Consider the following 13274-nt stretch of genomic DNA (forward strand, 5'->3'; position numbering starts at 1 on the left):
GCGTCTGCCTCCCGACATAAAGCCGTGTGCCTGCCGGCATCGTGCGCGCGGTTAGCTGTGGGGTGATGCACACTTTGCATATTGCCGGCTGGCTTAATGGCGCACAGCCGCTACGCTTTTCTCGTCGCTTAGGGTGTTGTGACCCTGCTGCAGCGACACCCACCCTGAGAAACTGAGGCCCTTTTTTGCCTTTGCCCGACTATCCGTTCGGGCTTTTTTCCTGCCAGGACGATCGCGCCAGCCCCTTTCCCGACACGTGGCTCCGCCGATGTGGATGCCGTACCGCTGGCGATTTTCCGCACAATGCTCAGTATAATCACGCCCGGGAATTATCTCTCATTGACACCTGCCGATCGGCCATTGTATAAGTCTCGCCCTCAGTAATGAGTTTCATTTGCATTCATAAGCCATTCCGGCTGTGTACCCGGCATCAATAAAGGATTTCAGAGAATGAAAAAGGTCATCTGCGCATTGGGCATGCTGTGTGCGTCCGCCGGTTCAGCACTGGCTGCCGCCTATCCCCTGACCATCGAAAACTGTGGTTACCAGGAGACCTTTACCCACGCACCGCAACGCGTGGTGGCGCTGGGGCAAAACACAGTGGAAATTTTGCTGCTGCTGGGCCTGCAGGACCACGTCACGGCGAGCGCCTTCTGGCCAACCAAAGTGCTGCCTCAGCTGGCCGAACAGAACGCAAAAATCAAAACGCTGACGGTGGAGATCCCGACGCTGGAATCGGTGCTGGCACAGAATCCGGATTTTGTGCCGGCGCAGTCGCCGCTGCTGCTGGGCCCGGAAAGCAAAGTCGCGAAACGCGACGATCTGAAGACGCTGGGCATCAACAGCTACGTCTCCCCCGGCATGTGCGCCACGCGAAAAGCCGCTGGCGATATGTATGGCAGCCGACAGGCGCTGTGGACCATGCAGTATCTCTACCAGGAAATTGACGACCTGGCGAAAATTTTCAACGTGCCCGATCGCGGGCAGGCATTGATTGCTGATTTCAAACAGCGTGAAGCCAGGCTGCGCCAGACGTTTGGCAAAAGTCAGAAAGATCTCTCCTTTGTTTTCTGGTTCTCCAGCGCCTCGCCGTCAGCGGATGCCTATGTGGGTGGCAAAAACAGTCCGTCGGGCTTTATCGCCAGCCTGCTCGGCGGCCACAATGCCATTACCTCGGAAACCGAATGGCCGACAGTCAGCTGGGAAAGCATTATTGCCGCCAACCCGGATGTGATTGTTGTCTCCAGCCTGGACCGCAATCGCTGGGCGCTGGACAACGCCGAAGAGAAGATTAAGTTCCTGAAAAGCGATCCGGCTGTCAGCCAGCTCGACGCCGTGAAGAAGGGGCACATCGTGGTGATGGATGGCCAGGCGATGAACCCGACCATCCGCACGCTCTACGGCGCGGAACAGGTGGGTGAACAGCTGAGAAAACTGGGACTGAACGAATGACCAACGCAGTAACGGCGATCCGCCCGCGCGGGTTCCACAGCGCCGCCTTTCTGCTTGCCAGCCTGCTGCTGATGCTGATCATTGCCACCAGCGTCAGCGTGGGCGAACTCTCGATTCCGCTGCAGGACGTCTTCTATGCCATCAGCAATAAAACCGGCCTGACGGCAGTGCCGCTGAATCGGATTTACGAGAGCGTGATTTGGGATTTTCGCCTGAGCCGGGCGCTGGTGGCCGCCTGCTGTGGAGCCGGACTGGCTATCTGCGGTGCGGTGTTGCAAAGCCTGCTGAAGAATGCGCTGGCGGAGCCTTACGTGCTCGGCGTCTCGGCAGGTGCATCCGCGGGCGCGGTGTCGGTGGTGATCCTCGGCGTGGGCACCGGCGTGGTCTCGCTCTCAGCCGGCGCCTTTGCCGGCGCGTTTGTTGCCTTTGTTTTCGTAGCCTGCCTGACGCAGGGCGCGCGCGGCGGCAATGCCCGCACCATTCTTGCCGGTGTGGCCGCTTCGCAGCTCTTTAACGCCATTACCGCCTACACCATCAGCACCTCTGCCAGCGCGCAGCAGGCGCGCGATGTGATGTTCTGGCTGCTGGGCAGCTTCAGTGGCGTACGCTGGCCGGAGTTTCAGCTGGTGCTGGTGGTGGTGCTGGCTGGCCTCGCCGTTTGCCTCTGCTACGCGCGGGCGCTGGATGCGTTTACCTTTGGCGATGACGCCGCTGCGTCGCTGGGGATTGCCGTGCCCTGGGTGCGGCTGCTGCTCTTCACCACCACGGCGCTGATCACCGCAACTATCGTCAGTATGGCCGGGTCGATTGGCTTTGTCGGGCTGGTGGTGCCGCATGTGGTGCGATTCTTTTTCGGCCCGCTGCACCGCACGCTGCTGATCGCCTGCGCGCTGGCCGGCGCCATCCTGATGGTACTGGCAGATATCGCTTCACGCCTGCTGATTGCGCCACAGAGTCTGCCGGTAGGCGTGGTCACGGCGCTGGTGGGCGTGCCGTTTTTTGCCGTGATTATCTACCGTTCAGGAAATAAATAATGAGCATCAGCGCTGAGCACATCAGCTGGAAGGCGGGTAAAAAAATCATCGTTAACGATGTCTCGTTAACGGTTGCGCAGGGTGAAACCGTGGGTCTGCTTGGCCCGAACGGCTCCGGAAAATCCTCGCTGTTGCGTATTCTGGCCGGTCTGCGCCGGCCGGATGCAGGCTGCGTGACGCTGGATGGTCAGAACATTGCCCGTATGCCGCGAAAGCAGCTGGCCCGGCGGGTGGCGTTTGTTGAGCAGCACAGCATGACCGAAGCCAATATGCGCGTGCGCGACGTGGTGAAACTGGGGCGTATTCCGCATCACTCGCCTTTTTCCGGCTGGAGCCGGCACGATGACGACACCGTCAGCGCCGCGCTGGAGCAGGTGGATATGCTGCCAAAAAGCCAGCAGGGCTGGCAAAGCCTTTCCGGCGGCGAGCGTCAGCGCGTGCATATCGCCCGGGCACTGGCGCAGGCACCGACGGAGATCCTGCTGGATGAGCCCACCAATCATCTGGATATCCACCACCAGCTGCAGCTGATGCAGCTGATCAGCACCCTGCCCGTGACCAGCATCGTCGCGCTGCACGATCTCAACCATGCGGCGATGTTTTGCGATGCGCTGATTGTGATGCAAAAGGGGCAGGTTGTCGCCGCCGGCACACCGCAGGCGGTTCTGTCTGAAGCGCTGCTCTGGGACGTTTTTCGCGTGAAAGCCCGCATTGAGATTTCGCGCTTTCATGGTAAACAGCACATTCACTTTCTCGCTTAGGGAACGCCTGCGTGCCTCTGCTCTCCCTGCGCCCGGCCACCACGCTCTGGACGCCCGTCCTGCCGGCCAGTCAGTTTATTTTCAACCTCGGCTTTTATGCGGTGGTGCCGTTCCTTGCCCTCTTTTTGCGCGATGACATGCGCCTTTCCGGCGGGATCATTGGATTAGTGCTCGGACTGCGTACGTTCTCTCAGCAGGGCATGTTTATGCTGGGGGGTGCGCTCGCCGATCGCTACGGGGCCAAAGGGGTCATTCTGTGTGGCTGCGCGATCCGCGTGGCGGGCTACCTGCTGCTGGCCTTTGGACAATCTCTGTGGACGGTGATACCGGGCGCCTGTCTCACCGGCATCGGCGGCGCGCTGTTTTCACCCGCTATTGAGGCGCTGCTGGCTAAGGCGGGCACGCACAGCGAAGCCAGCGGCAAACGTAACCGCGCCGAGTGGTTTGCCCTGTTTGCCGTGTGCGGCGAACTGGGTGCCGTGCTGGGCCCGGTTGCCGGCGCCCTGCTGACCGGCCTGGGGTTCCGCCAGGTGGCGCTGGGCGGCGCAGCGGTGTTTGTGGTGGCGCTGGGGCTGCTGTGGTTTTTCCTGCCGGCCGCGCCGCCGCGCCGCCAGGCCTTCAGCGTTCTGCCGTGGTGGACCACCTTTCGTCAGCCGCGCTTTGTGGCGTTTATCCTCGCGTACAGTTCATGGCTGCTGAGCTATAACCAGCTTTATCTGGCGCTGCCGACCGAAATTCATCGCGCGGGCGGCAGCGAAAAAGATATCGGCCCGCTTTTTATGCTGGCTTCCGTGCTGATCATTACGCTGCAGCTGCCGCTGGCGCGCCTTGCCCGCCGCATGGGCGCGGCACGGAGTTTGCCGCTGGGGTTTCTGCTGCTGGCGGCCGCGTTTACCAGCGTGGCGCTGTTTGCACCGCACCCGCCGCTGGCCGGCGGACTCAGGCTGTTGCCGGCGGCCTGCCTGGTCACGCTGCTGACGCTGGGCCAGATGCTGCTGGTGCCTGCCGCTAAAGATCTGGTGCCGCGCTTTGCGGCTGAATCCACGCTGGGCGCGCACTATGGCGCGCTCGCGACTGCCGGCGGCGTGGCGGTGCTGGCAGGTAACATCGCTTTTGGCCCGCTGCTGGATACGGCGCTGGTGCCTTCAGCGCAAGCGTACTGGCCGTGGCTGCTGCTGGCACTGTTCCCGCTGGCCAGCGCGCTGGCGCTGACGGTCATCTGCCGCGCACTGCCCCCGCTAACCCCCTCGTGAAACAGACGGGCTGAACCCGGCGTGCGGCCGCGGACTGCCGCGGTGGCTGGCAACGGCGTTCCGCTGCTGCGCGGAGCGACAGGGATAATCAGCAGCAGTTTCGCCGGCGGCATGCCGGCTGGCGTAAATCGTGCTGGAATTCGCCGCCGTAATCCGTACCATACGCGGCATACTTTGCCTGTATGCTGACAGTCGCAGGCACACACCCCTCTTTTAGCGCGAAGCTGATGGGGCTACAGACGTTCGCCGGCGGGTTAGCACAACGCGCTGACGGCAAGGCACAGCGGTCAGCCGCCGATCTGATGGCAGCCCCTTCTGGTTTCTGAGAAAGTTAATAATGCAAGAAAATCAAGATATTAATAAAAAAGAGCAGTACAACCTGAACAAGCTACAAAAGCGCCTGCGCCGCAATGTCGGCGAAGCGATCGCCGATTTTAATATGATTGAAGAAGGCGACCGCATCATGGTCTGCCTCTCCGGTGGTAAAGACAGCTACACCATGCTGGAAATTCTGCGCAATCTGCAGCAGAGCGCGCCGGTGAATTTTTCGCTGGTGGCGGTAAACCTCGATCAGAAACAGCCCGGCTTCCCGGCGCATATTCTGCCGGCGTACCTTGAGGCGCTGGGTGTCGAGTATAAGATCGTGACCGAAGACACGTACTCCATCGTCAAAGAGAAGATCCCGGAAGGGAAAACCACCTGCTCACTCTGCTCACGTCTGCGCCGGGGTATTCTGTACCGCACGGCCAGCGAGCTGGGCTGTACCAAAATTGCGCTGGGTCACCATCGTGACGACATCCTGCAGACGCTGTTCCTGAACATGTTTTACGGCGGCAAGATGAAAGGCATGCCGCCCAAGCTGATGAGCGATGACGGCAAACACATTGTGATTCGCCCGCTGGCCTACTGCCGCGAAAAGGACATTATCCGTTTCGCCGAAGCACGTCAGTTCCCGATCATTCCGTGTAACCTGTGTGGTTCACAGCCCAACCTGCAGCGTCAGGTGGTGGCCGATATGCTGCGCGACTGGGATAAACGCTATCCGGGCCGCATCGAGACCATGTTCAGCGCGATGCAGAACATCGTGCCTTCGCACATGGCCGATATCAATCTGTTCGATTTTAAAGGCATTCAGCACGGCGATGCGGTGGTGGATGGCGGCGATATTGGTTTCGATCGGGAAACGCTGCCGGCGCAGCCTGCAGGCTGGCAGGCGGACGAGGAAGACGCACCGGACATCCGCGTGCGTCTGGATGTACTGGAAATTAAATAAGCGTTTAACCACAGAACGAGGCGCGTTGCTCAGGCAGCGCGCCTTTTTTATCAGCGGTGCGGCGGGGGATCCTGAATCGGCGGATACGCGGGATCGTGCGGCGGATCGGGCTCCGGAATGGGCTGCGGCTGTGGCACCGGCTCAGGGATTGGCGGTGGATCGGTCGGGATAGGTTCGCTGGCGTAATGCATTCGCATGCCCTTCTCCTTTTCGCTAAGTGTCTTTCAAGCGTAGAAAAAGATCGGCGGCTCAGCCAGCGGGCAAAAAAAAAGCCGGCGGATAAGCCGGCGTCGTACGAATCAAATGTGCTATGCAGTAATTCAAAAAATGAAGTAGGACAATATGGAGCGCAACGCCCATCGCCTGACGTTGCATTCACCTGCGAAACAGAGTGTGCCGCGTTCCGGCCTGGCACTTATTGATATCGATCAGCTTTTTGCCGGTTTCTGCCCGGCGGCCCGTCCGCCAGGTTACAGCCACTTCCGCTGTTTCAGCCACAGCGCCACGCCCAGCACCATCACCAGCAGCAGTATGCAGAATGCCGTAAAGCCCAGCGGCCAGCTGCCGCCTGGAATACCGCCGAGATTCACGCCAAACAGGCCGGTCAGGAAGGTTGCGGGCAGGAAAATCATCGCCATCAGCGACATGGTATAGGTGCGACGGTTCATGGATTCCGCCAGCAGTGACGCCACTTCATCAGCCAGAATACCGGTGCGCGCCACGCCAGCGTCCAGATCGTCAAGGCCGCGGCCGAGGCGATCGGACACATCCTGCATCCGGCGGCGGTCGTCATCGTTCATCCAGGTTAATTTTTCACTGGCCAGCCGCGCATAGACGTCGCGCTGCGGCGCCATATAGCGACGCATAACAATCAGCTGTTTGCGCAGCAGCGCCAGCTCACCGCGCGCAGGCACCTGCTGATCCATCAGCGCATCTTCCAGCTCAATGATTTTGTCGTGCATCTCTTCAATGAATTCACTGGCGTGATCGGTCAGCGCGTCGCACACGTCCACCAGCCAGCTGCCGCCATCGACCGGACCATTGCCGTTTTGCAGTTCAGTCAGCACTTCGTCGATGGCGTACACTTTGCGCCGCCGGGTTGAAACGATCAGCTTGTCATTGATGAATACGCGCATCGCCACCAGCTGATCGGGTCGCGAATCGGCATTGTGATTCACGCTGCGCAGCACGATCATGAAACCGTCACCCAGCCGCGTCACGCGCGGCCGCATGCTGTCACCCGCCAGCGCATCGCGCACCGCATCCGGAATCAGCGGGGTGTTCTGCAACCACTCCGCACTCTGTCGCTGGGTATAGTTCAGGTGCAGCCAGCAGTGACGCTCGCAGTGAATGATGTCTTTGTCTTCAATGGGAATGACGCCGCCTTTGCCATCGAACTGGCATGAGACAATCGCATCCGAAACCTGCAGCGCTTTTCCTTCAATGACGTTCACGTCCTCGCCCCACTATCAAAATCAATATGATGCAGTCTAGCGTGGCGCCGGACAGTTGCAATCATCAGGCTGTGAGCAAAAGTGACAGACGGCGCGCTGCGCCGTCGTGACGAGCGGCCTCCGGATCAGTGTTTTTCAATCCAGAGTTCACGGCTATAGGCCACATCTTCCGGGTTAGTGACCGGATAGCCTTTGACCCACGGCTTGATTAGCCGACCGTTGGTGTACTGATAAATGGGCGCAATCGGTGCCTGATCGGCCAGTATCTGCTCGGCTTTGTTATAATCCACATTGCGCGCCGCCGTACTGGTTTCGCTGCTGGCGCGGGCAAGGACGGCGTCGTATTCCGCATTGTTAAAGCGGGCAATGTTGCCGCTGTGGCTGGCGGTCAGCAGGCTAAGGAACGTTGATGGCTCGTTATAGTCGCCCACCCAGGACGCGCGAATCACATCAAAATTACCGCTGTTGCGGCTGTCGATGTAGGTCTTCCACTCCTGATTCTGCAGCGTGACCTCCGCGCCCAGATTCTTTTTCCACATGGAAGCCACCGCCACCGCAATTTTCTGATGGCTCTCGGAGGTGTTATAGAGCAGGGTCAGATGCAGCGGTTTGTCCGGGCCGTAACCGGCAGCCGCCAGTAGCGCTTTCGCCTGTGCATTCAGCTCCTGCTGGCTGTGCTGCTGCAGGTAGCTCTGCTGCGGCGTAAACCCGGCGGTGACGTCCGGGGTAAAATGCCAGGCGGGCTTTTCGCCAGTGCCCAGCACCTTTTCGGCGATGATACGGCGGTCAATGCTCCATGACAGCGCCTTACGCACCCGCACATCGGCCGTGGGGCCTTTCTGCGTATTAAAGGCGTAATAATAGGTTCCGAGCTGATCCGGCGTATACACCTGTCCCGGCAGACTTTTCTTCAGCATGGCATACATGTTTTTCGGGAATGACTCAGTGATATCGATATCCCCGGCGCGGTAGCGCTTGGTCGCGCTGGACTCTTCGTTGATCGGCACAAAGGTTACTTTTGTCAGCACCGAAGCCTTGTCGTTCCAGTAATGCGTATTGCGCACCAGGACGATTTTTTCGTTTACCACGCGCGCCTGCAGCTGGTACGCGCCATTGCCCACCAGTTTGCCCGGCGCCGTCCAGCCTTCGCCCTGTTGGGCAATGACGTTTTGCGGCACCGGATAGAGCGCAACGTTCGCCACCATCGCCGGGAACCACGGCAGTGGACGTGACAGCGTCACCTTGAGATGCGTCTTATCGTTTGCCACCACGCCCAGCTTATCGGCAGGCAGCTGCCCTTTGGTGATCGCTTCCGCGTTTTCAATGCCGCTTAAGGCGGCAAACCAGGCAAAGGGCGAACTATTGCGCGGATCAACCAGACGCCGCCAGCTGTAAACAAAATCGTCGGCGGTTACCGGTTCTCCGTTTGACCAGCGGGCGGTATCACGCAGCGTAAAAATCCAGGTTTTATTGTCACTGCTGCTCCAGCTCTGCGCCACGCCGGGCACGATATTGCCCTGCGCATCCTGGCTGGTAAGCCCTTCAAACAGATCGCGCAGCACCTGGATTTCCGGCAGGCCGACCGCTTTTAACGGATCAAGCGATGCCGGCTCATCTTTGATATGACGCACAATTTCCTGTTTGCTGGCCAGCTGCGCCCCGGCTGGCACGCTGGCCGCAAACGCGGACGACATCAGGCTGCTCAGCACCATGGCCGCCAGCGTGTTGCGGAAAATCTGTTTCATCACCACTCCTTCTGCCGAAAAACGGCGACAGCAAACCGTGCGGCGTCGCCAGCGAATTTTCGCACTTTATCGCAAATTGCTGATTGATAAATAGCTATTTCCCCGTCTGCTGTTTACCGTTATGTTGAGGCTGGTTTACCGCTCACACTTTTCCGGCTTTGCCGGGCGTTACTGCAGAGAGAAGACCTATGTCGATACACCATCCGCGCCCGCTGCGCGGCACGCTGGACGCTGTCCGGCAGATTTATGGCCATTCGGTGCTGGGCGCGCCACTGCTGTGGTTTCCGGCCCCGGCCGCTGATGCAGAGAGCGGTCTGATAATCGCCGGCACCCACGGAGACGAAAACGCGGCCATCGCCACGCTCTCCGGCGCGCTGCGTACGCTGCCGGACGCGCTGCGTCGCCATCATGTGATCCTGGCGGTCAATCCCGATGGCTGTCAGCTGGGATTGCGTGCCAATGCCAATGGCGTGGATCTCAACCGCAACTTCCCGGCAGCAAACTGGCAGCCGGGGGAAACGCTGTATCGCTGGAACAGCATGGCTGACGCGCGCGATGTCGTGCTCTCCACCGGCAGCGCCCCCGCTTCTGAACCGGAAACGCAGGCGCTGTGCCAGCTGATTCACCAGCTGAAACCGCGCTGGGTGGTCTCCTGGCATGAGCCGCTGGCCTGCATTGACGATCCGCATCGCAGCGAACTGGCCGACTGGCTGGCGGCGCAGACCGATCTGCCGGTGGTCAGCAGCGTCGGCTATGCCACACCGGGCTCGTTTGGCAGCTGGTGTGACGATCTCAGCCTGCTGTGCATCACCGCCGAGATGCCGCCGGTTTCGGTGGATGAGGCCACTGAGACTTATCTGCAGGCGATGATCAACCTGCTGCGCTGGCAGCCGCAGCGTTAAGCACACCGTGACTGAATTGCAGCGCCGGCTCTGCGTCAGCGGCCAGCCAGGTGGGGCCGTCTAAATCGGCAAACTGTGCCTGCGGTGACAGCGGCAGCGCGGCACGTATGGCGCGGGACGTGCACAGCATGCATCCCAGCATAATGCCGAAGCCCTGCTGCCCGGCGGCCTGCGCCAGCGCCAGCGCTTCCGTCAGCCCGCCGGCTTTATCCAGCTTGATATTGACCATGTCATAACGCCCCCGCAGCGCAGGCAGGCTTTCGCGCGTGTGGCAGCTCTCATCGGCGCAGATCGGCAGCGGATGGATAAAATTCCCCAGCGCGACATCCTGATCCGCCGGTAACGGCTGTTCCAGCATCGCAACCTGCAGATCCGCCAGCAGCTGACAGCGCGCCGCCAGTCCTTCTGCGCGCCAGGATTCATTGGCATCCACAATGAGGGTAGCCTCCGGCACCGCGGCCCGAATCGCGACCAGGCGTTCGCTGATCAGATGATCGTCGAGTTTGATTTTCAGCAGGCGCGCACCGTACTGCCACAGCGCCAGCGCACTGCTGGCCATCGCGTCGGGCGTATCAATACTGATGGTGTGGGCAGTAAAGATTTCATCTGCCAGCTCAACGCCGCACAGCGCCAGCAGCGAGGTGTGCTGCTGCTGGCGCTCCAGATCCCACAGCGCACAGTCAATGGCATTGCGCGCCGCCCCGGCAGGCAGTGCCTGCTGCAGTTGCGCTCGTGTCATGCCGTTTTGCAGCGCGGGCAGCTGCGCGGCGATCTGCTCCAGCACTGACGCTTCACTCTCGCCGTAGCGCGGATAGGGCGTGGCTTCACCGACGCCTTTTATGCCATCCTGTTCAATTTCCACCACCACCACGTGCGCCGCCGTGCGGCTGCCGCGTGAGATCACAAAGGGTGAATGCAGCGGCCAGGCTTCCGGATAACTTTTAACTGTTCGCACTCTTTCTCCTTAACGCCATCACATAATGGCGAGGCAGCTGAATTTTCCTGATGAAATACGCTCGAAAACCCTTAAAAATTATGTCATAAACAAACGCTATATCTGTTCTGGCACGGCAAACGCCAGACTTTTTCATCGTTAATAAGGAAATCCCATGTCTCAGAATGTTCACTTTCAGGGCAATCCGGTGCCGGTAGCCGGCCATTTCCCGCAGGCTGGCGAGCAGGCAAAACCGTTTACGCTGGTCGCTAAAGATCTGAGCGACGTTACCCTCTCTCAGTATGCAGGCAAACGCAAAGTTCTGAACATTTTCCCCAGCATCGATACCGGCGTATGCGCCGCTTCCGTGCGCAAGTTCAATGAGCGCTCAGGCGACGCGGCCAATACCGTGGTGCTGTGCATCTCTGCCGACCTGCCTTTTGCGCAGTCACGCTTCTGCGGCGCAGAAAACGTCAGCAACGTGGTGACACTGTCCGCGATGCGCGGTTCGGAGTTCAAGGAAAATTATGGCGTAGCCATTGCCGACGGCCCGCTGAAAGGCCTGACCGCACGCGCTGTCGTGGTGCTGGATGAGCATGACAAAGTGATTTACAGCCAGCTGGTTAACGAAATCACCGAAGAGCCTGATTACGATGCCGCACTGGCCGCGCTGAAATAAGCGTTGCGCCCATGAAAAAAGCCGTCTTCTGCAGACGGCTTTTTTACAGGCTCAATGGGTCAGGCTGCGGTGTTATTCGCTCTCGCCGCGTTTTTGTCCCAGACCATACTCGCGCAGTTTGTTGGCAATCGCGGTGTGAGAGACGCCCAGCCGTTTCGCCAGTTTGCGCGTGCTGGGATACGAGAGATAGAGCCGCGTCAGCACCGAGCGTTCAAAGCGGCTGGTGATCTCATCCAGCGAGCCTTCCATCGCCTCTTCTCCCAGCGACACGTCCAGCGCCTGTTCGGGCAGCACGATATCCTGCGGACGCAGTTCGTAGCCTTCCAGCTGCGTCAGCGCCCGATACAGGGCATTTTTCAGCTGGCGCACATTGCCAGGCCAGTTATAGCGCGTCAGGAAGGGCACCAGCTGCGGTGACAGGCGCGGTCGCGGCAGGCCCTGTTCATCAGCAAAGCGGGCAACGAACATCTCCGTCAGCGGCAATATATCCTGCGGGCGCTCACGCAGCGGCGGCAGATTCAGCGTCAGCACGTTCAGCCGGTAGAATAGATCTTCCCGAAACTCGCCGCGCTGCACCAGCTCAATCAGGTTCTTCTGCGTGGCGCAGATCACGCGCACATCCACATGCACTTCGTGATCTTCACCCACGCGGCGAAAGGTGCCGTCATTCAGGAAGCGCAGCAGCTTGGTCTGCATGCGCGGCGACATTTCACCAATCTCATCCAGCAGCACTGAACCGCCGCTGGCCTGTTCAAAAAAGCCCTTTTTGCCTTCCAGCGCGTTCGGGTAGGCTCCCGCCGCGTGGCCAAACAGTTCGCTTTCCGCCACATCATCCGGAATGGAGCCGCAGTTCAGCGCGAGGAAGGGCTTTTTACCGCGCGCGCTGCGCAGATGGCAGGCGCGCGCCAGCATGTCTTTACCGGTCCCGGTATCACCGACAATCAGCAAGGGCGCATCGTGCATGGCCAGCTTACGCGCCTGGTCAATCACCTGCCGCATTTTCGGCGTCACCGCGACAATATGGTCAAACTCAGACTCATCCGTGACGGTCAGATTCTGCAGCTGGCGCCCCATGCGCGCGGTGGATTTCAGGGTGATCATCGCGCCCACCGGCTGGTCGCTCTGCCCCTCTTCACCGGCCAGGTAAATCGGCCGCGCTTCCATCAGGAAATCGCGCCCCTGAATCACTACGTGCTGCGCCTGCGCCTCCACGCGATCGCTCTCCAGCCAGCGCTGGAAATTAAACCCTGAAATCAACGACCCGGCGTTCTGGTTGCGAATTTTCTGTTCGTCAAAGCCAAACAGATTATGTGCCGCCGGATTGGCCAGTTCGACTTTGCATTTCAAATCAATAGAGAACACCGGCTCCGGCATCGCCACCAGCAGCGCGCTGAGGGCGCGGTGCTCACGCTCAGAGGGCATGTAAGCCACGGTGCGGACATCTGTCACGCCGGGTGTACGGCGGATTTCCGCCATCAGGTTGCTGAACTGTTCAAATTCCAGCGCAGAAAAGTTGAGGTAAATGCGGCCGAGCGGCGCAATTTCGATGCCGCGCAGGTCAATATGGCGGGCTACCAGCAGGTCGAGCAGCTCGCGCGCCAGACCGATGCGGTCCTGGCAGAAAACTTCCAAACGCATTGCGATGAGCCTTTGTCAGGTTTTGATTTTAAAGATAATACGCTAACTTGCCGCGCCTCAGAAGGGTTCTGTCATGAAAAGTTGACAGCCAGAGACGGGGGATGCCGGGCAGTGTAACGGAATCGCCAGCGATAATCCCGCCGTATATC

Annotated in this window: 12 protein-coding genes and 1 pseudogene; 8 read left to right on the forward strand and 5 right to left on the reverse strand. The window is 59.8% G+C overall.

Going from position 1 to position 13274, the window contains the following annotated elements; translation table 11 throughout:
* The first annotated feature begins 450 nt into the window (after positions 1 to 450).
* The 6 genes and pseudogenes from eitA (at position 451) to ttcA (ending at position 5773) form a co-directional block, all read left to right on the forward strand.
* Positions 451 to 1452, forward strand: a complete 1002-nt coding sequence (eitA, locus tag D8B20_RS08910) for a siderophore ABC transporter substrate-binding protein EitA (RefSeq protein ID WP_145888540.1) — start codon at positions 451 to 453, stop codon at positions 1450 to 1452.
* Complete coding sequence (locus D8B20_RS08915; RefSeq protein ID WP_145888541.1) at positions 1449 to 2486, forward strand: FecCD family ABC transporter permease; 1038 nt, start codon at positions 1449 to 1451, stop codon at positions 2484 to 2486. Before eitA ends, D8B20_RS08915 begins: the two co-directional genes overlap by 4 nt.
* Entirely contained in the window at positions 2486 to 3247 is a 762-nt protein-coding gene (gene eitC / locus D8B20_RS08920; RefSeq protein ID WP_145888542.1) for a siderophore ABC transporter ATP-binding protein EitC, read from the forward strand. Before D8B20_RS08915 ends, eitC begins: the two co-directional genes overlap by 1 nt.
* A gap of 17 nt (positions 3248 to 3264) precedes the next feature.
* On the forward strand, positions 3265 to 4500 hold the full coding sequence (locus D8B20_RS08925; RefSeq protein WP_502550554.1) for an MDR family MFS transporter: 1236 nt from the start codon (positions 3265 to 3267) through the stop codon (positions 4498 to 4500).
* Positions 4501 to 4593: 93 nt separating this feature from the next.
* A pseudogene (locus D8B20_RS21785) lies at positions 4594 to 4742 on the forward strand (site-specific integrase); the annotation flags it as partial.
* Positions 4743 to 4837: 95 nt separating this feature from the next.
* Entirely contained in the window at positions 4838 to 5773 is a 936-nt protein-coding gene (gene ttcA, locus D8B20_RS08930; protein ID WP_145888544.1) for a tRNA 2-thiocytidine(32) synthetase TtcA, read from the forward strand.
* 50 nt (positions 5774 to 5823) lie between these two features.
* Here ttcA and D8B20_RS22030 read toward each other — a convergent pair whose 3' ends face one another.
* The 3 genes from D8B20_RS22030 to D8B20_RS08940 form a co-directional block, all read right to left on the reverse strand.
* Positions 5824 to 5970 carry a hypothetical protein gene (locus tag D8B20_RS22030; RefSeq protein WP_186454350.1) on the reverse strand — a complete coding sequence of 49 codons (147 nt, stop codon included), beginning with the start codon at positions 5968 to 5970 and terminating at the stop codon, positions 5824 to 5826.
* A 273-nt stretch (positions 5971 to 6243) separates the two neighbouring features.
* The gene (gene zntB / locus D8B20_RS08935; protein WP_145888545.1) at positions 6244 to 7227 is read right to left on the reverse strand and encodes a zinc transporter ZntB; all 984 of its coding nucleotides are present in this window, start codon (positions 7225 to 7227) and stop codon (positions 6244 to 6246) included.
* Positions 7228 to 7352: 125 nt separating this feature from the next.
* Positions 7353 to 8972 (reverse strand): peptide ABC transporter substrate-binding protein, encoded by a 1620-nt coding sequence (locus D8B20_RS08940; protein ID WP_145888546.1) that lies wholly within the window; start codon positions 8970 to 8972, stop codon positions 7353 to 7355.
* A gap of 188 nt (positions 8973 to 9160) precedes the next feature.
* Here D8B20_RS08940 and mpaA point away from each other — a divergent pair, with 188 nt between their 5' ends.
* Entirely contained in the window at positions 9161 to 9874 is a 714-nt protein-coding gene (gene mpaA / locus D8B20_RS08945; RefSeq protein ID WP_145888547.1) for a murein tripeptide amidase MpaA, read from the forward strand.
* On the opposite strand, the gene ycjG is transcribed toward mpaA, so the two are convergent.
* Positions 9843 to 10829, reverse strand: coding sequence for an L-Ala-D/L-Glu epimerase (gene ycjG, locus D8B20_RS08950; RefSeq protein ID WP_145888548.1), 987 nt, complete (start codon positions 10827 to 10829; stop codon positions 9843 to 9845). The genes mpaA and ycjG overlap by 32 nt on opposite strands.
* Before the next feature lie 154 nt (positions 10830 to 10983).
* Between ycjG and tpx the strand changes: the two genes are divergently transcribed.
* Positions 10984 to 11487 (forward strand): thiol peroxidase, encoded by a 504-nt coding sequence (gene tpx / locus D8B20_RS08955; protein ID WP_145888549.1) that lies wholly within the window; start codon positions 10984 to 10986, stop codon positions 11485 to 11487.
* A 72-nt stretch (positions 11488 to 11559) separates the two neighbouring features.
* On the opposite strand, the gene tyrR is transcribed toward tpx, so the two are convergent.
* Positions 11560 to 13125: a transcriptional regulator TyrR gene (tyrR, locus tag D8B20_RS08960; RefSeq protein WP_145888550.1), complete on the reverse strand. Its 1566-nt coding sequence runs from the start codon at positions 13123 to 13125 to the stop codon at positions 11560 to 11562.
* Positions 13126 to 13274 lie beyond the last annotated feature (149 nt).

The organism is Candidatus Pantoea soli (assembly GCF_007833795.1).
Lineage (GTDB): Bacteria > Pseudomonadota > Gammaproteobacteria > Enterobacterales > Enterobacteriaceae > Pantoea > Pantoea soli.